24 protein-coding genes are annotated in these 19,187 nt (G+C 68.7%); 7 read left to right on the top strand and 17 right to left on the bottom strand.

Features of this window, described 5'->3' with window-relative positions:
* Together ACNQPB_RS05040 and ACNQPB_RS05035 are read left to right on the top strand one after the other, a co-directional pair.
* On the top strand, nucleotides 1-1,425 hold the full coding sequence (locus ACNQPB_RS05040; protein WP_498749610.1) for an amidohydrolase family protein: 1,425 nt from the start codon (nucleotides 1-3) through the stop codon (nucleotides 1,423-1,425).
* A 10-nt stretch (nucleotides 1,426-1,435) separates the two neighbouring features.
* A complete protein-coding gene (locus tag ACNQPB_RS05035) occupies nucleotides 1,436-2,164 on the top strand; it encodes a maleate cis-trans isomerase family protein (RefSeq protein WP_498749609.1) in 729 nt (242 codons plus the stop codon).
* Between the two features lie 571 nt (nucleotides 2,165-2,735).
* Here ACNQPB_RS05035 and ACNQPB_RS05030 read toward each other — a convergent pair.
* A complete protein-coding gene (locus ACNQPB_RS05030) occupies nucleotides 2,736-2,861 on the bottom strand; it encodes a hypothetical protein (RefSeq protein ID WP_498749607.1) in 126 nt (41 codons plus the stop codon).
* A 253-nt stretch (nucleotides 2,862-3,114) separates the two neighbouring features.
* Between ACNQPB_RS05030 and ACNQPB_RS05025 the strand changes: the two genes are divergently transcribed.
* Entirely contained in the window at nucleotides 3,115-3,738 is a 624-nt protein-coding gene (locus ACNQPB_RS05025; RefSeq protein ID WP_498749606.1) for a hypothetical protein, read from the top strand.
* Nucleotides 3,739-3,751: 13 nt separating this feature from the next.
* Here the strand turns inward: ACNQPB_RS05025 and ACNQPB_RS05020 are convergent, their stop codons facing one another.
* On the bottom strand, nucleotides 3,752-4,636 hold the full coding sequence (locus ACNQPB_RS05020) for a diacylglycerol/lipid kinase family protein (RefSeq protein ID WP_498749605.1): 885 nt from the start codon (nucleotides 4,634-4,636) through the stop codon (nucleotides 3,752-3,754).
* A gap of 1 nt (nucleotide 4,637) precedes the next feature.
* Entirely contained in the window at nucleotides 4,638-5,069 is a 432-nt protein-coding gene (locus ACNQPB_RS05015) for a hypothetical protein (RefSeq protein ID WP_498749604.1), read from the bottom strand.
* A gap of 139 nt (nucleotides 5,070-5,208) precedes the next feature.
* On the opposite strand from ACNQPB_RS05015, the gene ACNQPB_RS05010 reads away from it, so the two are divergent.
* Nucleotides 5,209-5,757: a YceI family protein gene (locus tag ACNQPB_RS05010; RefSeq protein WP_498749603.1), complete on the top strand. Its 549-nt coding sequence runs from the start codon at nucleotides 5,209-5,211 to the stop codon at nucleotides 5,755-5,757.
* A 6-nt stretch (nucleotides 5,758-5,763) separates the two neighbouring features.
* Nucleotides 5,764-5,970, top strand: a complete 207-nt coding sequence (locus ACNQPB_RS05005; RefSeq protein ID WP_498749955.1) for an N-acetyltransferase — start codon at nucleotides 5,764-5,766, stop codon at nucleotides 5,968-5,970.
* A gap of 28 nt (nucleotides 5,971-5,998) precedes the next feature.
* Here ACNQPB_RS05005 and ACNQPB_RS05000 read toward each other — a convergent pair whose 3' ends face one another.
* Genes ACNQPB_RS05000 through ACNQPB_RS04980 form a run of 5 tightly spaced genes read right to left on the bottom strand, consistent with a single transcriptional unit; the run spans nucleotide 5,999 to nucleotide 9,993 of the window.
* Nucleotides 5,999-6,703: an alanyl-tRNA editing protein gene (locus tag ACNQPB_RS05000; RefSeq protein WP_498749601.1), complete on the bottom strand. Its 705-nt coding sequence runs from the start codon at nucleotides 6,701-6,703 to the stop codon at nucleotides 5,999-6,001.
* A 19-nt stretch (nucleotides 6,704-6,722) separates the two neighbouring features.
* Nucleotides 6,723-7,070, bottom strand: a complete 348-nt coding sequence (locus ACNQPB_RS04995; RefSeq protein ID WP_498749600.1) for a hypothetical protein — start codon at nucleotides 7,068-7,070, stop codon at nucleotides 6,723-6,725.
* A 24-nt stretch (nucleotides 7,071-7,094) separates the two neighbouring features.
* A complete protein-coding gene (locus ACNQPB_RS04990) occupies nucleotides 7,095-8,468 on the bottom strand; it encodes an NAD(P)(+) transhydrogenase (Re/Si-specific) subunit beta (RefSeq protein ID WP_498749599.1) in 1,374 nt (457 codons plus the stop codon).
* A complete protein-coding gene (locus ACNQPB_RS04985) occupies nucleotides 8,465-8,803 on the bottom strand; it encodes an NAD(P) transhydrogenase subunit alpha part 2 (RefSeq protein ID WP_498749597.1) in 339 nt (112 codons plus the stop codon). Before ACNQPB_RS04985 ends, ACNQPB_RS04990 begins: the two co-directional genes overlap by 4 nt.
* A complete protein-coding gene (locus ACNQPB_RS04980; RefSeq protein WP_498749596.1) occupies nucleotides 8,803-9,993 on the bottom strand; it encodes a Re/Si-specific NAD(P)(+) transhydrogenase subunit alpha in 1,191 nt (396 codons plus the stop codon). The genes ACNQPB_RS04985 and ACNQPB_RS04980 overlap by 1 nt, the downstream gene beginning before the upstream one ends.
* 259 nt (nucleotides 9,994-10,252) lie before the next feature.
* On the opposite strand from ACNQPB_RS04980, the gene ACNQPB_RS04975 reads away from it, so the two are divergent.
* Together ACNQPB_RS04975 and ACNQPB_RS04970 are read left to right on the top strand one after the other, a co-directional pair.
* Nucleotides 10,253-10,864: an NADPH-dependent FMN reductase gene (locus tag ACNQPB_RS04975; protein WP_498749594.1), complete on the top strand. Its 612-nt coding sequence runs from the start codon at nucleotides 10,253-10,255 to the stop codon at nucleotides 10,862-10,864.
* A gap of 159 nt (nucleotides 10,865-11,023) precedes the next feature.
* Nucleotides 11,024-11,368, top strand: coding sequence for an iron chaperone (locus ACNQPB_RS04970; RefSeq protein WP_498749593.1), 345 nt, complete (start codon nucleotides 11,024-11,026; stop codon nucleotides 11,366-11,368).
* A gap of 78 nt (nucleotides 11,369-11,446) precedes the next feature.
* On the opposite strand, the gene ACNQPB_RS04965 is transcribed toward ACNQPB_RS04970, so the two are convergent.
* The 9 genes from ACNQPB_RS04965 to pcaH form a co-directional block, all read right to left on the bottom strand.
* The gene (locus ACNQPB_RS04965; RefSeq protein ID WP_498749592.1) at nucleotides 11,447-12,250 is read right to left on the bottom strand and encodes an IclR family transcriptional regulator domain-containing protein; all 804 of its coding nucleotides are present in this window, start codon (nucleotides 12,248-12,250) and stop codon (nucleotides 11,447-11,449) included.
* 80 nt (nucleotides 12,251-12,330) lie between these two features.
* The gene (locus tag ACNQPB_RS04960; protein WP_498749590.1) at nucleotides 12,331-13,005 is read right to left on the bottom strand and encodes a 3-oxoacid CoA-transferase subunit B; all 675 of its coding nucleotides are present in this window, start codon (nucleotides 13,003-13,005) and stop codon (nucleotides 12,331-12,333) included.
* A 1-nt stretch (nucleotide 13,006) separates the two neighbouring features.
* On the bottom strand, nucleotides 13,007-13,699 hold the full coding sequence (locus tag ACNQPB_RS04955) for a 3-oxoacid CoA-transferase subunit A (protein WP_498749588.1): 693 nt from the start codon (nucleotides 13,697-13,699) through the stop codon (nucleotides 13,007-13,009).
* 14 nt (nucleotides 13,700-13,713) lie between these two features.
* On the bottom strand, nucleotides 13,714-14,952 hold the full coding sequence (locus ACNQPB_RS04950) for a thiolase family protein (protein ID WP_498749587.1): 1,239 nt from the start codon (nucleotides 14,950-14,952) through the stop codon (nucleotides 13,714-13,716).
* Nucleotides 14,949-15,395 (bottom strand): 4-carboxymuconolactone decarboxylase, encoded by a 447-nt coding sequence (gene pcaC, locus ACNQPB_RS04945; protein ID WP_498749585.1) that lies wholly within the window; start codon nucleotides 15,393-15,395, stop codon nucleotides 14,949-14,951. Before pcaC ends, ACNQPB_RS04950 begins: the two co-directional genes overlap by 4 nt.
* Nucleotides 15,392-16,210: an alpha/beta fold hydrolase gene (locus tag ACNQPB_RS04940; protein WP_498749584.1), complete on the bottom strand. Its 819-nt coding sequence runs from the start codon at nucleotides 16,208-16,210 to the stop codon at nucleotides 15,392-15,394. Before ACNQPB_RS04940 ends, pcaC begins: the two co-directional genes overlap by 4 nt.
* Nucleotides 16,203-17,627: a lyase family protein gene (locus tag ACNQPB_RS04935; protein WP_498749582.1), complete on the bottom strand. Its 1,425-nt coding sequence runs from the start codon at nucleotides 17,625-17,627 to the stop codon at nucleotides 16,203-16,205. Before ACNQPB_RS04935 ends, ACNQPB_RS04940 begins: the two co-directional genes overlap by 8 nt.
* Nucleotides 17,624-18,208: a protocatechuate 3,4-dioxygenase subunit alpha gene (gene pcaG / locus ACNQPB_RS04930; RefSeq protein WP_498749581.1), complete on the bottom strand. Its 585-nt coding sequence runs from the start codon at nucleotides 18,206-18,208 to the stop codon at nucleotides 17,624-17,626. Before pcaG ends, ACNQPB_RS04935 begins: the two co-directional genes overlap by 4 nt.
* Nucleotides 18,209-18,211: 3 nt before the next feature.
* Entirely contained in the window at nucleotides 18,212-19,153 is a 942-nt protein-coding gene (gene pcaH / locus ACNQPB_RS04925; protein ID WP_498749579.1) for a protocatechuate 3,4-dioxygenase subunit beta, read from the bottom strand.
* Nucleotides 19,154-19,187 lie beyond the last annotated feature (34 nt).

Raw genomic sequence — 19,187 nt, 5'->3', positions numbered from 1 at the left:
ATGTCCCTCATCCCAGAACTCGTCATCGCCAACGGCACCGTGGTGAACAGCTTCGGCCGCCAGGCCGCGCACATCGTGGTGCAGGACGGCCGCATCGCGGAGCTGATCGAGGCCTCCCAGCCCGTCCCGGCAGCTGCACGCACCATCGATGCCCAGGGCAAGCTCGTCATCCCCGGCGGCATCGACGCCCACTGCCACGTGGCCCAGGTGACCGGCCGCTTCCGCACCCTGGACGACTTCGCCGTCACGTCCACCGCGGCCCTCTGGGGCGGCACCACCACCATCATCGATTTCGGCATCCCGCGGGACGCCCAGGAAACCCCGCTGGATGCCGTGCTCAATAAGAAGCGCCTGGCCGCCGAATCCCGGTGCGACGTGGCCCTCCACGGCTCCGTGATCAGCTGGGACGAAACGGTGCCGTGGCAGCTGGAGCAACTCGCCGCCGAGGGTGTGCGCTCTGTCAAGATGTACACCACCAACCGCACCTCCACGATGGCCGACGGGGACACCATCCTGAAGGTCATGCGTGAGATGGTCCGCCTGGACGGTCTCACCTACATCCATGCCGAGCACGACGCCATCATCGCCGACTGCACCGAGCAGCACGCAGCGGACGGGCTGATCGGCATCGAACACCTGCACCGCACCCGCCCCGAACTGGCCGAGGAAGTCTCCGTCAAGGAAACCCTGGCCATGGCCAAGTACACCGGGGCGCCCGTGTACTTCGTGCACCAATCCACCGCCGGCGCCGTGGACCTGGTCACCGAGGCCCGCGCCGACGGCCAGGAAGCCTACTCGGAGACCTGCCCGCACTACCTGACCCTGGACGACAGTGTGTACGGCACGGAATTCCCGGAATGGTACGCCTGCTGCCCGCCCATGCGCTGCCCCGAAACCGTGGCCGCCCTCAAGGAACGCCTCGCGGCCGGCGCCATCCACACCGTCTCCTCGGACCACTCCTGCTATGACCTTTCGCAGAAGCGCGAGCGCACGGACGACATCCGCTTCATGCCGCACGGCCTGCCCGGCGTCGAAACCCGCATGCCCGTGGCGTTCACCGCCTTGGTCACCGAGTCCGGCGGTTCCGTGGAGGACTTCGTAGAGGTCTTCTCCTCCGCCCCCGCCCGGATCAATGCCGTGCCGCGCAAGGGCACCATCGCCGAAGGCTTCGATGCCGACCTCGTGATCTTCGATCCCGCCGAGGAACGCACGGTCGACGGCGGCGCGCTGCACATGGGAACTGATTTCTCGCCGTTCGAGGGGAAGACGCTGAACGGCTGGCCCGCCGTCGTCGTCTCCGCCGGACGCGTGGTGCTGGACGGAGAGGGCTTCCATGATCCCGGCCCCGTGGGCCGCTTCGTGGCGCGCAAGGGGTTCACCGAGCACCGCGACGCCCTGGCCGCTTCCCCCGCCGTTTCTGTTTAGGAGTTACCCCTTGCCTTCCGAAAACCGACCTGTCCGCATCGGCATGATCGTGCCGTCGTCCAACACCTGCCTGGAGCCGCAAAGCTACCGGATCCTCGGCGACCGCACGGACGTCACCCTGCACTTCACCCGGATCAACGTCACCCGGATCGCCCTGGACGATTCCTCGGACAAGCAGTTCGACGCCGCCGGCATGCGTGCAGCCGCGGAGCTGCTCGCGACCGCCGACGTGGATGTCATCGCCTGGAACGGGACGTCCGGCTCCTGGCTGGGGGCGGCCCACGACCTTGAACTGGTGCACGAGATCACCGAGGCCACCGGCATCCCTGCCACCACCTCCACGCTGGCGTATCTGGCGGCCTTCTCCGAGTTCGGGACCGAGCGGATCGGCATGCTGACCCCGTACACGGCGGACGTGAACGAGGCCGTGGTGGCATCCTACGAGCGGGAGGGCATCAAGACCGTGGACCACCGGCACCTGGACCTGAGCGACAACGAGTCCTTCGCCCGGGTCACCGACGAGGAGCTGCTGCCGGGTTCGCTGGAGCTGGCCGCGTTGAAGCCCGACGCCCTGATCTACCTCTGCACCAACCTGTACGGTGCCAACATCACGGCGGAGGTGGAGTCGCGCACGGATGTGCCTGTGCTCGACTCCGTCGCCGTGACGCTGTGGCACTCCCTGAAGCTTGCCGGCGCCCCCTTGCTCGCCCCAAGGTGGGGCCGGTTGCTGGCTGACTGACTTCCGAGTCACACCCCGGCGCCCGGGCTGAACCTGTTGCGTGCCGCACTATGCAGAGTGCGGCACGCGGCATCCGGGAAGAACGACGGCCCGTTCCTCATGCCCACAGTGTGGGTTTGAGGAGCGGGCCGTTTTCGTTTCGGCCTCGTTCCAGGAGTGACGCTCCCTCCCGCTTGCCCGCTCTTTCCTGGCCGCCGCGCACCCGGAGAGCCCGGAATCCCGGGGCACGGCATGGGTGTGGTCGAAAGCAAGCGGGAAGGAACGTCGGCCTTGCTTGTCCACATAGCCCGGAAACCCGGTTCCACGGTGTAGCAACGGGCAGTGGACTGCAGGGATGGACATTCGCGATTACCTCGTGCAGCTCGGTGGCGTGGCCCGCACCGGACAGCTGCTCTCCGCAGGCTTCACCCGCTCGGAAATCAAAGGCCTTGCCAAGGCCGGTATCCGCCAACCCCGCAGGGGCATCCACCTGCATCCCGACGCAAAGCCGGAGTTCGTCGCGGCGGTCAGGCACAACGCGAGGGTCAGCTGCGCCAGTGCTGCCGCGCACTACGGCCTGTGGCTCCGCAACTCACCGCCGCAGCACCATCTGGCCTGTGACCACGGCCACGGCGGCGGCTTCATCAGGCACCGTACTGTCCGGTTCGAGGCGGACCCGGTCCTCCCCCTGGCCGCGGTGGAGGACGTGGTGCTGCACGCAATGGGGTGCCTTCCGCCGCCTGCTTCCACTGCACTGGCCATCTCCGCCGGAAACCCCGGATTTCCGGGGCTCAGGGCGGGTGCGGCCAAAAGCAAACGGGGAGGAACGTCGGCGGAGCGTGACAAGTGCGGACGGCAAGGAGGGCCCGCCAAGCCCCGCAAACCCCGCCAACCGTCCTCTGGCAAATGCGCCGGTCCCGTGCGAATATGTGAGCCTATCCGTCGCAGGACATTGAAATTTTGGGGGTATTTTGTCCGAGAACACCGCTGCGCCCAACGAGCCGCAGCCCACAAACAACGACTTCAGCAAGTCCGCACCCGAATACGGCGTGCGACTCCCCGAAAGCAACGGCCAGCCGGCCGGTTGGGCCCCGGCCTGGCACCCCGAAGCCACCCCCCAGGCTCCGCTTCCCCGGCCGCTGCAGAACCAGGGCGAAGACGTCGGCCGCGGAGCCATCTTCGCGCTGGCTGCCCTGCCGCTCGGAATCATCGTCTGGATGATCATCTGGAACTTCGGCTGGATGACCTCTTTCGTGACCTTCGGCGTCGCGGCGTTGGCTGCCCGGCTCTACGTCCTGGGCACAGGCGGTACGCTTAGCCGCAAGGGTGTCTGGATCGTGGCGTCCATCACCGCGGCCACGGCCCTGCTGGCCTTCCTCGGCGGCGTGTGGCTGGACGCGGTGTCCTACATCGGCGGCTCACCGCTGGCCATGGCCCTGGACCCGGAGCCGTGGGACCTCATGGCGTACAACCTCCAGACAAACCCCGACTTCGTCAAGGGCTATGCCGGCGACTTCCTGATGGCCCTGCTGTTCGGCGCCCTCGGCTGCTTCTTCACGCTCCGCGCCCTGTTCGCGGCAACCAAGAACAACTGATCAGCGCGCGTGCCTACATCCGGACCAGCAGCGCCCCGGGATCCACGCGCACGCTGAGCCGGGAGCCCTTGCCTTCGTGGTCGCCGTCGAGCTGGAAATCGTCGGCATGCTCCAGGCTGACCTCCACCGAGGCGCCGCGGAAGTACTCCACCGAGGGGTCCTTGCTGCGGCCCCTGCCGATCACGCCCGCGACCACGCCGAACCAGCCCAGCTTCCCGGGCGCCACCACCATCAGGTCGAGGATGCCGTCGTCCACGGCCGCGCCGGGGAAAATCTCCACGCCCCCTTGGATCCTGCCACAGTTGCCCACCATCACGCTGCGCACCCGTCGGCTCACCACAGGCTCGCCGTCCACGCTGATCTTCGCCTTGACCGGCTTGCCCTGCAGGTTCCGCACGGCGGCGTCCACGTAGGCAAGCCAGCCCACCTTGTCCTTGAGCCGTGAGTCGGTGCTGGCCATGACGCTCGCGTCGAAACCCAGCCCGGCCATCACCAGGAAAGTCTGTTCGCTGCCGCCATCGCGCACGGAACGGACCACATCGATCCGACGCTCCTGCCCCAGCAGCGCCGCCTTCACCGCCCCCTCGACGTTCGCCACCTCCACGCCGAGGTTCCGCGCCAGCAGGTTGCCGGTGCCCAGCGGGACCAGCCCCAGCGGGGTTTCCGTCCCGGCCAGCACTTCGGCCACGCAGCGGACGGTGCCGTCCCCACCGACCGCAATGACGACGTCGACCCCTGCCTCGAGCGCCTCCCGTGCCTGCCCGGCGCCCGGGTCCTCCGCCGTGGTTTCCAGCCACAGCGGCTCGTCCCAGCCGTGGGCGCCGCCGAGCCGGGCGATGACTGCGCGGATGCCCTGAGCGGCCGGTTTCGAAGGGTTGATGACGACGGCGGCCCGCATGCTAGGGGGCCAGCTCGCCGGCCCGGGTCCAGCCCAGCGCCTCGTAGCGTTCGGCCGCGGCGGCATCCACGGGCGCGTAGACGATGGCCGCGCCCTCGACGAAGGCCTCTTCCGCCAGCCGGGCCAGCACCACGGCTTCGTGGTCCGGCGCGACCTCGTCGTCGTCCACGGCCCGGACCGGGCCCAGGACTGCGAAACCCTCGCCGAACGCCACCCGGCCACGCGCCACGGGGCGGTCGAAGCGGACCAGCTCCACGACGTCGTAATCCTCCAGCGGCGCCTCCAACACGCCGAACTCGGACTCCAGAGCGGGGGCGCCGTTGACGTCGCCCGGCGGGGCGGTCATCAGGACGCCGGCGGGCGGAGTCCCGTCGCCGTCGTTGAGCCGATCCCAGAGGGGTTGCCAGTCGTGTGCGGTGTCCGGTGCGCTCATGGGTCCGAGCCTAAGGCCGCAGCACGCGGAAGTGGAAACAGCCATGTGGCCAGCGACACAGTTGACAGTTCAAGCAAAACAAGCGAAAGTATATGCAAATGCATATATCGGCGGATCGGCCGCCAACTTCCTAAGGAGAATGAAAATGTCAGTTGAACTCACCCCCGGCACCTGGAACCTCGACCTGTCCCACACGGAGATCGGCTTCACGGTCCGCCACGCCGGCATCAGCAAGGTCCGCGGCCAGTTCGCCGAAGCCGACGCCGCCCTTGTGATCGGCAGCCACCTGGACTCGTCCTCGGTCAGCGCTACGATCAACACAGCTTCCTTCGATTCCGGGGACAACAACCGCGATGCCCACGTCAAGGGCGCGGACTTCTTTGATGTTGAGCAATTCCCCCGGATGACCTTCCGTTCCACGGGCGCCCTGGGCTCAGCGGAGCAGTTCAAGCTGGCCGGCGAGCTGACGATCAAGGAGACCACCCTGCCGGTGGAGTTCGATGTGGAATTCGGCGGCGCTGCCGTGGACCCCTTTGGCGCGACCCGCGCAGGCTTCTCCGCCACCACCGTGATTTCCCGCAAGCAGTTCGGCATCACCTGGAACGCGGCCTTGGAAGCCGGCGGCGTGCTCGTCGGTGACAAGGTGACCATCAATATCGACGCCGCGTTCGTCTTGTCCGCCAACTAAACGCCCCTGCAATCGGCACGTCGCACGCCGGGGGGCCTCGCCGCCCGGCTCGTGCAGGAGGCCTTGGACGATACTCTCGCGGCCGGTGTCGCCGTCGTTCCGGTCTGCCCGTACGTCAAAGTGTGGCTGCGCAAGCACCCTGACTACCGGGCGCGCGTGTCAGCCGTCCACCCCGAACACCTCGCCGCCGTCGAGCAGGCCGCCCGGCACTAGCACCGACGCGCCTTAGCGCCGCCGCGCTCTAGGCGTGCTCGGCTTCGTAGCGGACCTTGAGGGCGCCGCGCTTGATCTTCAGTTCCAGCACGCGGACATCGCGCAGATCGGACAGGCGGGCCACGTGGGTACCGCCGCACGGTTCGCTGTTGACGCCTTCGATGGTGACCGTGCGGTGGCCTGCGTCGTCCGTGGCGGCGGTGACGGAACCGCCACGGGCCAGCACGGCGTCGAACGCTTCCTGCAGTTCGGCGCGGACCTGCTCACGCTGTTCCGGGGTAGCGAGCCCCACCTCGAGTCCCTCGGGCGAGAAGTCCAGGCGCGCCTGACCCGGGTAGTGGCTGTGGCCGGTGCTGGTCCAGCCGCGGGCCTCGCCCAGGTGGCCAAGCACGTGGCCGGCGGTGTGCAGCGCGGCATGCCGCTTGCGGAGGTCCGCGTCGATGGCGCAGTCGACGGCGGTGCCCGGCTCCAGCGGGGCAAGTTCCGCGCCGCCGGACAGGACAACCAGGCCGTCCTCAGTGCGCGAAGGAACCACCGGCGCGCCGTTCAGGGTGCCCTCGTCGGAGGGCTGGCCGCCGCCCTTCGGGTGGAAGATGTTGGGGCTCACCGCGGCCCACGCACCGTGGTCATCCGTTCCGGACGCCACCACGGTGGCTTCGGTTTCGAAGAGGTAGGTGTCGCCGTAGTAGGCCTGTTCCTGGCGGGTTTCCTGGGCGGAGGGGCTGGAAGTCATTCCCCCAGCATAGGCACCCTCAGTCGGCGTCGATGCGTTCGAGTATCTGTCCCAGCGCCTCGCGGATGTCGTCGTGGTCGTACTGGGCCGCGCGGCTTTCGGCGGAGATCACGGCGCAGCGGTGGATCTTCTTGAAGTCGCCGTAGGGGAATTTGTAATGCCCTTTTTGATCGGCCGGATGGTCATCGTCCACGCCGAGATACCACTCGGAATAGTCCCCGTATCCGTGCTTTTCCAGGAACGCGTTTTCATCGTCGCTGGACGGGGCGTGTTCGCTCCAGTCGTCCCGGACGTCCTTGACGATCTTCCCGTCCCGGATCAGCTTCTTTGCGTGGTCGAAAGCCTTCTTGTTGAGTTTCACAGTCATTTGCGCACCCCGTTGCTTAGAGTCCTACAGCCCCTTGACCGCCCCCAGCACCTTGGTCAGGGATTCCTTGGCGTCGCCGAACAGCAGCGTGGTCTGCGGTTCGTACATGAGGTCGTTCTCGATCCCCGCGAAGCCCGGCCGCATGGAGCGCTTGAGGAACACCACCTGCCGGGCGTCGGCGACCTCCAGGATCGGCATGCCGTAGATCGGCGAGCCGGCGGTGGTCTTCGCCGCCGGGTTCACCACGTCGTTCGCGCCCACCACGAGGGCGACATCCGCAGTTTTGAACTCGGAGTTGATTTCGCTCATTTCCTTGAGCGATTCGTAGGGCACGTTGGCTTCGGCCAGCAACACGTTCATGTGCCCCGGCATACGGCCGGCCACGGGATGGATGGCGAAATCGACGTCCACGCCGCGTTCCTCGAGCGCCTGCGCCAGTTCGGCGGCGGTGTGCTGGCCCTGCGCCACGGCCAGTCCGTAGCCGGGAACGATGATCACCCGCTGGGCGTAACCAAGCAGCACGGCCACGTCCTCCGCGCTGGACGAGCGGACGGGGCGTTCGCTCACGGCGGTGGAACCCGCCGTCGAGCCTCCGCGGAAGGCGCCGAACAGGATGCCCGCCACGCTGCGGCCCATCGCCGCCGCCATGGCCCGGGTGAGGATGGTGCCCGAGGCGCCCACCAGGGTGCCGGCCACCAGCAGCAGCACGTTGCCGAGCACCAGCCCCGAGGCCGCCACGGCCAGGCCGGTGAAGGCGTTCAGCAGCGAAATGACGATCGGCACGTCCGCGCCGCCCACCGGCAGGACCAGCAGCACCCCGACCACCAGGCCCAGCAGCAACAGCCCGACGGCGAGCGCCTGGGAACCGCTGAACACCACGCCGACGCCGGTCCCCACCGCCGCAAGCAGCACCAGCGCCATGACGACCGGCAGCCCCGGGAACACCACGGGCCGGGTGGTCATGAGTTCCTGCAGTTTGGCGAACGTGATGGCCGAGCCCGCGAAGGACACGGCTCCCACGAGCAACGTGAACACCACTGCCACCCGCATCCAGCCGTCGTCGCTGTGCGTCAGTTCCAGCAGAGCCACCAGGGCCGCGGCCCCGCCGCCCACGCCGTTGAACAACGCCACGAGCTGGGGCATCTGGGTCATCTTCACCCGCCGGGCCACGGGCGCCGCCACCGCCGAACCCACAGCGATCGAGCCGACGATCCAGGGGACGTTGTCGAGTTGCACGGACAGGAAGACCGCGACGACGGCGACCACCGCGCCGAATGCTCCCACCAGGTTGCCCTGCCGGGCGGTGCGCGGGGAGTTCAGGCCCTTGAGCGCGAGGATGAAGCAGACGGCGGCAGCGAGGTAGAGCAGGGCCGTCCAGACGGGACTGAGGAGGGTCATCGTGCGTCCTCCTTGTCCTTGGCCCGGTCCGGGCCGGGAACGGGTTTCCGGCCGCCGGGTTTCCGGCCGCGGAACATTTCGAGCATGCGGTCGGTCACCACGAAGCCGCCCACCAGGTTGGCGGTGGCGAGCACGACGGCGAGCAGCGCCACGGCGAGCACCAGCGGCTCGTGTGCCTGCCCGGCCACGATGATGGCGCCCACCAGGATGATGCCGTGGATCGCGTTGGCCCCGGACATCAGCGGGGTATGCAGGGTGCTGGAGACCTTGGAAACCACCTCGAAGCCCACGAACACCGCCAGCACGGTGACCGTCAGGAGGCTCATGCCGTCCATCAGTTCGCCCCTTCCCTAGCGGTCTCGGCGGGCGCGGAGTCGGCCGGGGCGAGCGCCGCCACAGCCTCGGCCGTCGGCCCGTGCCGCACGCCGCCGTCGTGTGTCAGGCAGCTTCCGGCCACCACGGCGTCCTCCCAGTCCGGCGCGAACGCGCCGTCCTTGACCAGCAGCTCCACCAGGTTGGCCACATTCTTCGCGTACAGCCGGGAAGCGTCGGCGGGCAGGGCGGAGGCGGCGTCCTTCATGCCCACCAAGGTCACGGTTCCGAGGCCGTCCGCCGTCGGCACCACCGTGTCCTCCCCGGCCACCACGCCCTCCACGTTGCCCCCGGATTCCGCCGCGAGGTCCACCACTACCGAGCCCGGCCGCATGGCCTGGACCATCGGGAGCGTCACCAGCAGCGGGGCGCGGCGTCCGGGGACGGCCGCCGTCGTGATGAGCACATCGGCCTGGGCCACGTGCGGGGCGAGCAGTTCGCGCTGCAGGGCGCCGCGGTCCGCGGTGAGTTCGCGGGCGTAGCCGCCTGACGCCTCGGCCGTTTCGACGTCGAGCCTGATGAAGGTGCCGCCCATCGAGGCGACCTCGTCCGCGGAGGCGGGCCGGATGTCGTTGGCGGAGACGCGGGCGCCCAGCCGCTTGGCGGTGCCTATGGCCTGCAGGCCCGCGACGCCGGCGCCCAGCACCAGCACCCGGGCCGGCGGGATGGTGCCGGCGGCGGTCATGTAGAGCGGGAAGAAGCGCGGCAGCCGCATCGCCGCTTCGAGCACGCAGCGGTACCCGGCCACGAGCGCCTGCGAGGTGAGCGCGTCCATGGACTGGGCCCGCGAGATGCGCGGCACTAGTTCCAGCGCGAAGGAAGTGACGCCCGCATCTGCGAGCGCCCGCACTGTGGGAAGTTCCGACGACGGCGAGGCCAGCCCCACGGTCACCGCGCCCTGCTTGAGGGACTTGGCCATGTCGGGGTCCAGGGGGCGGACGTGGAGGAGGAGGTCGACGGTTCCGAGGTCCAGCTCCCTGACGATCCAGGCGCCGGCTTCCTTGTAGGCCTCGTCCGGATGGCCGGACTCGAGGCCGGCCCCGCTTTCGAGGAGCACCTCAAGGCCGAGGCCCGCCAGTTGCTTGACGGTTTCCGGCGTGGCCGCCACCCTCCGCTCGCCCTCCCGGCGTTCGCGTGCAATGCCTGCTTTCACCCGCCACCTCTCCTTCGACCGTGGTTGGCACGAGCCTAACCCCTCTGCGGGCGCGGGCGGGAGGGTCCTTCAATCGCGAACGTACACTTGAGACCCCCAAAACGCCGTTTTCCGGGCCACATCTGTACGTTCGCGCTCCAGGTTTGGCCGTTCCCTTCCGGCAGCACCCCCGTTAGGCTCACTAGGGGCTGGGGGAATCCAGTCCGCCACACCGTCGATGAAGCCGGTTCCGGCCGCCCCGTCGGAAAGGAATGCAGCCATGGCAACGTTCAAGATCGGCTACCTCGTGGGCAGCCTCGCCAGCAATTCCATCAACAGGACCCTCTCCAAGGCGCTCATCAAACTGGCCCCGGAGGAACTCGAATTCACCGAAATCCCCATCAAGGACCTGCCACTCTACAGCCCGGACTACGACGCCGACTACCCGCCCGCCGGCCGCGCCTTCAAGGACGCCGTAGCCGACTCGGACGGCATTCTGTTCATCTCCCCGGAATACAACCGCTCCATCCCCGGCGCACTGAAGAATGCCATCGACTGGGGTTCCCGGCCGTGGGGCACCAACTCCTTCGCCCGCAAGCCGACAGGCATCATCGGTACCTCCCCCGGAAGCATCGGCACCGCCGTCATGCAGTCCTCCATGCGGAGCGTGCTCAGCTTCCTGGACGCCCCGCAGCTGAACGCGCCCGAGGCCTACATCAAGTTCAACGCGGACAGCTTCGGCCAGGACGGCACGGTCTCCGATCCCCAGACCGCGGAGCTGCTGCGCCACTACATGGAGGAGTACAGCGCGTTCGTGCAGCGCGTCCTCGCAGCCAACGCACCCGGCCACATCGGCGACGAGCACCCCGACTCGGCCAAACTCACCCGCTAACTCCCGTCCTTCTTGGAGCGCGAACGTACAGTTGGGGCCCCGGAATCGCGGATTTCGGGGCCCTAACTGTACGTTCGCGCGTGGACCGGTAACTGCGGACCGGTAACTGCGGACACAGGGCTGTGGACGCGGCGAAATCCGAAGGCGCACCATGTCCCTATGGGAACCGTCACGGACTATCTCCGGAACCTGAGCGCACCCAACAGGGACGTGCTGGAACGCGTTGTCGCGATCGCGCGCGAACTGGCGCCCGACGTCGAGGAAGGCACCAGCTACGGGATGCCCGCGCTGCTCTTGAACGGCAAGGGATTCCTCAGTGTCCTCGAAACCAAGAAGCACCTGGCCCTGTACCCATACAGCGGGAGGGTGCTGCCCCGTTTGGCGGACGAACTGGACGGCTTTTCCTGGTCGCCCGGAACGCTGAGGTTCAGCGCGGCGAATCCCGTACCCGAGGATCTGCTTCGTCGCATCCTCGAACTGCGCCTGGCGGAGATGGAAAAGTAGCCCGGAAGCGCGAACGGACAGTTGGGGCCCAGGAATCGCCGATTTCGGGGCCCCAACTGTACGTTCGTGCGGAACCCGTCAGTGCTTGACGGAAATATCCGCCGAGATCAGTTCCGCGGTGCGCAGGATCTCCTTGCGGACGGCATCGAGGTACGCCTCCGGGTCTGCCTGCGCTGCGACGGTCTGCGCCTGCAGGGAGACGTTGACGGCGGCCACCACCTTGCCGGCGGCGTTGCGCACGGGCGCGGCGATGGACATGAGCCCCAGTTCCAGTTCCTGGTCCAGCAGGCACCAGCCCTGGTCCCGGACCTTTTCCAGTTCGGCCAGCAGCCCCTCGCGGGTGGCGACGGTCCGCGGCGTGAGGGCCTTGAGCTCGACGGCGTCCAGGTACTCCCGCAGTTTCGTCTCCGGCAGGCCGGCCAGCAGGACCCGGCCCATCGACGTCGCGTACGCCGGGAAGCGGGTGCCCACCGTGATCCCCACGGTCATGATCCGGCGTGTCGCCACCCGCGCGACGTAGAAGATGTCGGCACCATCCAGCACCGCGGCCGACGTCGACTCCCCCAGTTTGTGGGACAGCTCCTCCAGGTGCGGCTGGGCGAGCTGCGGCAGGGAAAGCGCGGAAAGGTACGCGTACCCCAGCTGCAGCACGAGGGCTGTGAGGGCGAAGGTCTTCCCGTCGGTGCGGACGTAGCCCAGCTCCACCAGGGTGTGGAGGAAGCGTCGGGCCGTGGCACGGGTGAGGCCGGTGCGGGCGGCAACTTCGCTGAGGGTCATGAGCGGGTTGGCGGCGTCGAAGGCCCGGATCACGGCCAGGCCGCGCGCCAGGGACTGCACGTACTGGTCACTGGCCTGCGGGGCCGCGGATACTGCGTCGCTCATGGTTACCTATCCTATTGGCGCGAACGTACAGTTGAGGCCCTCAAAACCCCGGATTCGGGGCCTCAACTGTACGTTCGCGCTCACGAAGGGGCCGGTTTCAGCGGCAGGGGGACGAGGGCCTGGAGTTCCTCGAAGGTGCAGCCGAAGGTCTCGCGGACGGTGACGCCGTCGGGCCCGGTGAGGAACACGGCCTTGTCGGTGTACACGCGGGTCACGCAGCCCACGCCGGTCAGCGGGTAGCTGCACTGCTCCACGAGCTTGGACACGCCCTCGCGGGTCAGCAGGGTCATCATCACGAACACGTCCTTCGCGCCCGTGGCCAGGTCCATGGCACCCCCGACGGCGGGAATCGCGTCCGGCGCGCCGGTGTGCCAGTTCGCGAGATCGCCGCCCGCGGAGACCTGGAAGGCGCCAAGGACGCAGATGTCCAGGTGCCCGCCGCGCATGATCGCGAAGGAATCGGCGTGATGGAAGTAGGACGCCCCCGGCAGTTCGGTGACGGGGATCTTCCCGGCGTTGATGAGGTCGCCGTCGATTTCCTCGCCCACGGCCTCCGGGCCCATGCCCAGCATGCCGTTCTCCGTGTGGAGCGTGATGTCCTGCTCCTCGGTGAGGTAGTTGGACACCAGCGTGGGCTGCCCGATGCCCAGGTTCACGAAGGATCCCGGCGCAATGTCGCGGGCCACGAGGGCGGCGAGTTCGTTGCGGCCCAGGGGCCCGGCGGAGGTCTGGATGCTGGTTTCGAGGGTGCTCATCTCAGGCCACCTGTTCCGTTTCGGGAGCGTTGCCGGATGCGACGCGGACAATGCTGTTGACGTAAATCCCCGGAGTCACGATGTTCTCCGGGTCCAAGGCGCCGACGGGCACGATCTCCGAGACCTGGACGATGCTGTGCTTCGCCGCCGCGGCCATGATCGGGCCGAAGTTCCGGGCAGTCTTGCGGTAGACGAGGTTGCCCTTGCCATCCGCCTTCAGTGCCTTGATAAGGGCGACGTCGGCGTGGATGGGGGTCTCGAAGACCTGCCACTTGCCGTCCAGGAAGCGGGTTTCCTTGCCTTCGGCGAGCATGGTGCCGTAGCCGGTGGGCGTGAAGAAACCGCCGATGCCGGCCCCGGCCGCCCGGATGCGCTCGGCCAGGTTGCCCTGCGGCACCAGCTCGAGTTCGATCTCCCCGGCCTTGTACTTGGCGTCGAAGTGCCAGGAATCGGACTGCCGCGGGAAGGAGCAGATCATCTTCCGCACCCGGCCTTCCTTGATGAGCAGCGCCAGGCCCTGGTCGCCCTGGCCGGCGTTGTTGTTCACGACGGTGAGGTCCGTGGCGCCGGAATCCAGCAGCGCGTCGATCAGCTCGAAGGGCTGCCCGGCGTTGCCGAAGCCGCCGATCATCACCGTGGAGCCGTCCTTGATCCCCGCTACGGCCTCGGCCACGGAGTCAGCAAAAGTCAGCATGTCCCTTAAGCTCCCTATTCCGAAACACCGGTAGTGACGTTTTCCAGTACGACGGCGAGGCCCTGCCCGACGCCGATGCAGATCGCCGCGACGCCCCACCGCTGCCCGGAGGCCTGGAGCGAGCGGGCCAGGGTGCCGAGGATGCGGGTCCCGGAGGCCCCCAGCGGGTGGCCCATGGCGATCGCGCCGCCGTGCCGGTTCACGATCGAGGGGTCGATGCCCCATGCGTCGATGCAGGCGAGGGACTGCGCGGCGAACGCTTCGTTAAGTTCGACGGCGCCCACCTGCTCCCAGCCGATGCCCGCCTTCGCGAGGGCCTTGTTCGCCGCTTCCACCGGGGCGAAGCCGAAAAACTGGGGATCGTTGCCGTGCGCTCCGCGCCCGGCAATACGGGCGATCGGCTCCAGGCCAAGCATGGACGAGGCAGCCTCGGATCCGATCCATGCGGCGGAAGCACCGTCGGACAGCGGTGAGGCGTTCCCGGCGGTGACGGTACCGCCGGAAGCAGCACCGCCGTCGGGCCCCGAAACACCGGCAGTCTCCGGCCGGAACACCGTCTTCAGCCCGGCAAGCTTCTCCGCCGTCGAACCCGCCCGGATGCCCTCGTCGCGGACGAGTTCGGTGCCCGGGACCTGAGACACGAGGTTGTCGTAGAAGCCCTCGTCCCAGGCCGCCGCGGCGAGGTTGTGCGAGGCCGCGGCGAACTCGTCCTGGCGTTCCCGGGTGATCCCGTACTTCTCGCGCAGGCGTTCGGTGGCCTCGCCCAGGGAGATGGTCCATTCGGCGGGCATGGCAGGGTTGACCAGGCGCCAGCCCAGGGTGGTGGAGGCCAGTGTCATGTCTCCGGCCGGGTAGGGCTTGGAGGTCTTGGGCAGCACCCACGGGGCACGGCTCATGGACTCGGCGCCGCCCACCAGCATGAGATCGGCGTCGCCGGCGTTGATCTGGCGCGAAGCAAGGATGGCCGCGTCCAGGGAGGAGCCGCAGAGGCGGTTGACCGTGGTGCCGGGGATGGAGACCGGCAGCCCGGCCAGCAGGGTGGCCATGCGGGCCACGTTGCGGTTTTCCTCGCCGGCGCCGTTGGCGTTGCCGAACACCACTTCGTCGATCCGCTCGACGTCGAGCTCCGGCGCCCGGCGAACGGACTCGCGGACCACGTGGGCGGCGAGGTCGTCAGGGCGGACACCGGCGAGTCCGGAGCCGAACTTGCCGAAGGGCGTGCGCACGGCGTCGTACACATAGGCCTGGTTCATGAGGGGTCCTTTTCTGGGGTGGCTGCGGAGTCGAGCTCCGCGAAGACGTGCTGGGCTGTCTTGAAGGCGGTGTTGGCGGAGGGCACTCCGCAGTAGATGGCGGTCTGGAGCAGGATTTCCTTGATTTCGTCCCGGTCCAGGCCGTTGGTGAGGGCCGCGCGGATGTGCATGGCCAGCTCTTCCCAGTGCCCGTGCGCCACCATGGCGGTGATGGTGACGGCGGAGCGCATCTGCCGGGAGAGGCCTGGCCGGGTCCAGATCCCGCCCCAGGCGATCCGGGTGATCATGTCCTGGAAGTCGCCGGTGAAGGCGTCCTTGGCGGCGTTGGCCCGGTCCACGTGCGCGTCGCCGAGCACCTCCCGCCGGACCACCATGCCGGCGTCGTAGATTTCCTGCGAGGTGGCGTCCGGCCGGACGGCACCGCTCGGATCAAGATTGCTCATGCCGAAGCCTCCTTCATGAAACCGCGCATCAGATCCGCGACGGCGGCAGGTGCCTCCGCGGGCGCGAGGTGCGCGACGCCGTCGAGCGCCACGGCCGTGGCGGTGCCGCCCCCCGCGGTGATCCTGTCCGCCATTTCCCTGGCGGACGACGGCGGGGCGACGGTGTCCTCGACGCCTGCCACGAGCTGGGCGGGGACGGTGATTGTGCCGAGTTCCGCGCGGACGTCGAACCCTGCCAGGGCCTCGCAGCAGAAGGCGTAGCTGAAGCGGTCGGTGTCACGCAGCGAGTGCAGGAGACGGCTGCTGACCGCGGGCTCGCGGTCCATGAATCCGGCGCCGAACCAGCGCTGCGCCGAACCCTGGATCATCACGGGCGTGCCCTGGCTCCGGACGGTGTCCGCGCGTTCCAGCCAGCCCTCCGGGGTGCCGATTTTCGCATCGGAGCACTGCACGGAGAGGCTGAGGAGGCGTTCGCCGTGCTTGATGCCCAGCTGCAGGCCGGTGGCGCCGCCCAGGGAAACCCCGGCGTAGTGGAAGCGGGCGCGCTGTTCTCCGGAAGCGGGGAGCAGCGAGTCAACAAGCTCTACGACGGCGTCGGCCAGTTCGGCCACGCTGAAGGCCTCCGTGGCGGCGGGCGAGACGCCGTGGCCCGGGAGGTCCCAGCCGATGATGTCGTACTCGTCGCCCAGCAGTTCGGCGGACCCGTTCCACAGGACGGTGGAGGTGCCGAGCGAGTTGCCCACAACCAGCAGGGGCTTCTCCCCGAGGGGGCGCTGCGGGGAAAGCAGCACGGCCTTGATGGCTGGCTTAGTCATGGGTGGCTCCTTTCAGGGTTGTCGCGGCGAAATCGGGGTAGGCGGCCAGGATGCGGCGGCTGATTTCCGCGGCCTCGCCGAGGTAGTTGGCGGGATCCAGCAGCTCGGCGAGCCGCGCGTCCGGGAGCAGCTGCTCCGGCACGGCGTCGCGCAGCAGCGTCGCGTACGTGGCGGCCTGTTCGGCGGCGGGCACCAGCAGCACGGCGTCGACAACGGCCTGCAGCTCCTGCTTCCCACGGGAACCCAGCAGGGGCCCGACGGCGGCCGCCACGCCTTCGCTGAGCAGCAACGGGCCGGAGAGACCCAGGTTGCTGCGCATGGCGTCGGGGAAGACCCGCAGGCCTTCGGCGAGTTCGCGCAGTTGCACGGCGGCACCGAGAGCCAGGGCCAGCAGACCGCGCAGGGCCGGCCATTCGCTGTGCCAGGCCCCGTCCGGGCGTTCGTCGTTGAAAGTGGCGGCGGCAAGGTGCAGTTGCCCGGCAAGCGCCGGGGCCTGCAGCGCCGCGCTGCGGACCAGCACGGACAGCACGGGGTTCTGCTTCTGCGGCATGGCCGAGGAAACCCCGCGGCCGGCGGCCAACGGTTCGCCGAGTTCGGCCACTTCAGGGCGGCTGAGGAACACCACGTCCGCGGCGATCTTCCCGAAGGCGTCCGTGAGCGCGGCCAGCGCGTCGCCGAGCCCGGTCACCGGGAGTCGGTTCGTGTGCCATGGTGCGGGGGCAGCGGCGAGTCCGAGCTTCGCGGCGAGTGCTTCGGCCAGCCCGAAGGGATCGGCCGCTGTTCCCGCGGTCAACACCGTTGCGGAAGCAAGGGTCCCGCCGGCGCCGCCGAACTGCAGAGGCAACTCCAGGAAGTCCAGGCGGCGGGCCGCGGCGGCCACGCCCTGGAACCACTGCGCGGCCTTCAACCCGAAGGTGTACGGCAGCGCATGCTGCGTCAGGCTCCTGCCGACGCACAGCGTGCCCGCATGCTGTTCCGCGAGGGCGGCGAGCGCCGTCGTCGTCCCCCTGACCTCGCGGAGCACGGCGGCGCGTACGCGGTCGGCGAGCAGCATGAGGGCGGAGTCCAGCACGTCCTGGCTGGTCAGCGAGCTGTGCACGGCGGCCAGCGCAGCAGGGTCGAGTTCGCGGACCCGGGCGCGGAGGTCCCCGAGCAGCGGGATCACCGGATTGCCGCCGCCCTGGGAGCGTTCGGCGATGGCCTCGGGATCGTACAGCTCAGGGTCCGCGGCCTGCCCGACGACGGCGGCGGCACCCTCCGGTGCCAGGCCCGCCTGTTCGAGGACGGCAGCCCAGGCGGCCTCGACGTCGAGGATCGCCGCGAGGACCGCGCGGTCGCCCGTCAGCGCGGCCGCCGCGGGCGACGCCGTGACCGGGCTCAGCAGGCCAAAGTCACCAGGCAGGCCGGAGCCGCTCATCGGTACGCGCCCGTCCCGGTGGAGGTGCCCTCGAAATCAAGGAAAACAGTTTCGTCCGCGCCCTGCAGGCGCAGGTCCCAGGTGAGGCCGCCGTCGGGGTCGCGGCGCGCGATGAGGGTCTTGCGGCGCTCTTCCGGAAGCGAGGACAGCAGCGGATCGTTGGCCAGCGCTTCCTCGTTTTCCGGCAGGTAAATGCGGGTGAAGAGCCGGTTCATGAGGCCGCGGGCGAAGACGGCCACGGAGATGAACGGCGCGGCACCTTCGGACGTGGGTCCGGGGTTGACTGTGGTGAAGGTGAAGACGCCGGTGTTCCCTGCCGCGCCGCGGCCCCAGCCGGTGAACGTGTAGCCGTCGCGGACCAGGGAGCCGGTGCGCTGGACAATGTTGCCTTCGGCGTCCGGCTGCCAGATTTCCAGGATGGCGTCCGGGATGGTGTGGCCGGCGCCGTCGTACACGGTGCCCTGGAGGCGGATGCTGCCGGGCGTTCCGGGGGCCAGGAGCTCGTTGTCCTTGTTGAAGGGCAGCGCGTAGCCGTAGAAGGGGCCGACGGTCTGGCCGGGTGTTGGTGTCAGTTTGCTCATGTTCTACTCCTCATCCCCGGCGTCGCCAAAGGCTTCGTTTTCGGTCCAGGTCCGCTTCGACCCGCTGAGGATGATGTCCCAGGTGTAGCCAAGCGCCCATTCGGGTTCGGTAAGGTCATGGTCGTAGCTGGCCACGAGCCGGTCCCGGGCGTCCTGGTCCACGATCGACTGGTAGATCGGGTCCAGCGGGAACAGCTGGTCACCCGGGAAGTACATCTGGGTGACGATGCGCTGCGTGAAGTCCGTGCCGAACATCGAGAAGTGGATGTGCGCCGGCCGCCAGGCGTTGAGGTGGTTCTTCCACGGGTAGGCACCGGGCTTGATGGTGGTGAAGCGGTAGGAGCCGTCCGGGCCGGTGATGCAGCGGCCCACGCCGGTGAAGTTCGGGTCCAGCGGGGCGGGGTGCTGGTCGCGCTTGTGGACGTAGCGGCCGGCGGCGTTGGCTTGCCAGATTTCCACCAGCTGCCCGGCGACCGGGCGGCCGTCGCCGTCGAGCACCTTGCCTGCGACGATGATCCGCTCGCCCTGGGGTTCGCCGTTGTGCTGGATGGTCAGGTCCGCTTCGAGGGCGTGCACGTCCTGGTGGCCGAAGGCCGGCGAGTACAGCTCGATGGTCTCCGGGTCCGCGTGGTGCAGGCTCTTGGTGGGGTGGCGCAGGATCGAGCTGCGGTACGGGGCGAAGTCCAGGCGGGGCTGGGTCTCCGGTGCCGCGCCGTCCTTGAGTTCGCGCCGGTAGGCTTCGCCGATCGCGGCGATTTCGGCGCTGATGTCCGTCTGCGACTCGGCGGCGGCATCCAGGACGTGGGCTGCGTGGGCTTCGGCGGCGGGAACGAGCTCGTCATTCTCGTTCTGCGCGGCGGCGTCCTGCGCGGCGTGCTCAGCTTCGGCGTCCTGCGCGGCGTGCTCAGCTTCGGCGGGCTGCGTGCCATGTGCGTCGATGGTCATGGCCGGCTCCTTTCGGTTGAAGTAGCTTCTTGCG

This window comes from Curtobacterium sp. LFS079, from assembly GCF_047977865.1.
In the GTDB taxonomy this organism is placed as follows: Bacteria; Actinomycetota; Actinomycetes; order Actinomycetales; family Micrococcaceae; genus Arthrobacter.
The sequence above is the reverse complement of the archived record's forward strand: the minus strand, read 5'-3'. Positions and strand labels throughout refer to the sequence as shown.

Coding starts and splice junctions, on each gene's coding strand:
- ACNQPB_RS05040 (WP_498749610.1), top strand. CDS start 1: ATGTCCCTCATCCCAGAACTCGTCATCGCCAACGGCACCGTGGTGAAC.
- ACNQPB_RS05020 (WP_498749605.1), bottom strand. CDS start 4,636: ATGCGGGCCGCCGTCGTCATCAACCCTTCGAAACCGGCCGCTCAGGGC.
- ACNQPB_RS05015 (WP_498749604.1), bottom strand. CDS start 5,069: ATGAGCGCACCGGACACCGCACACGACTGGCAACCCCTCTGGGATCGG.
- ACNQPB_RS05010 (WP_498749603.1), top strand. CDS start 5,209: ATGAAAATGTCAGTTGAACTCACCCCCGGCACCTGGAACCTCGACCTG.
- ACNQPB_RS05000 (WP_498749601.1), bottom strand. CDS start 6,703: ATGACTTCCAGCCCCTCCGCCCAGGAAACCCGCCAGGAACAGGCCTAC.
- ACNQPB_RS04995 (WP_498749600.1), bottom strand. CDS start 7,070: ATGACTGTGAAACTCAACAAGAAGGCTTTCGACCACGCAAAGAAGCTG.
- ACNQPB_RS04990 (WP_498749599.1), bottom strand. CDS start 8,468: ATGACCCTCCTCAGTCCCGTCTGGACGGCCCTGCTCTACCTCGCTGCC.
- ACNQPB_RS04985 (WP_498749597.1), bottom strand. CDS start 8,803: ATGGACGGCATGAGCCTCCTGACGGTCACCGTGCTGGCGGTGTTCGTG.
- ACNQPB_RS04975 (WP_498749594.1), top strand. CDS start 10,253: ATGGCAACGTTCAAGATCGGCTACCTCGTGGGCAGCCTCGCCAGCAAT.
- ACNQPB_RS04970 (WP_498749593.1), top strand. CDS start 11,024: ATGGGAACCGTCACGGACTATCTCCGGAACCTGAGCGCACCCAACAGG.
- ACNQPB_RS04965 (WP_498749592.1), bottom strand. CDS start 12,250: ATGAGCGACGCAGTATCCGCGGCCCCGCAGGCCAGTGACCAGTACGTG.
- ACNQPB_RS04960 (WP_498749590.1), bottom strand. CDS start 13,005: ATGAGCACCCTCGAAACCAGCATCCAGACCTCCGCCGGGCCCCTGGGC.
- ACNQPB_RS04955 (WP_498749588.1), bottom strand. CDS start 13,699: ATGCTGACTTTTGCTGACTCCGTGGCCGAGGCCGTAGCGGGGATCAAG.
- ACNQPB_RS04950 (WP_498749587.1), bottom strand. CDS start 14,952: ATGAACCAGGCCTATGTGTACGACGCCGTGCGCACGCCCTTCGGCAAG.
- pcaC (WP_498749585.1), bottom strand. CDS start 15,395: ATGAGCAATCTTGATCCGAGCGGTGCCGTCCGGCCGGACGCCACCTCG.
- ACNQPB_RS04940 (WP_498749584.1), bottom strand. CDS start 16,210: ATGACTAAGCCAGCCATCAAGGCCGTGCTGCTTTCCCCGCAGCGCCCC.
- ACNQPB_RS04935 (WP_498749582.1), bottom strand. CDS start 17,627: ATGAGCGGCTCCGGCCTGCCTGGTGACTTTGGCCTGCTGAGCCCGGTC.
- pcaG (WP_498749581.1), bottom strand. CDS start 18,208: ATGAGCAAACTGACACCAACACCCGGCCAGACCGTCGGCCCCTTCTAC.
- pcaH (WP_498749579.1), bottom strand. CDS start 19,153: ATGACCATCGACGCACATGGCACGCAGCCCGCCGAAGCTGAGCACGCC.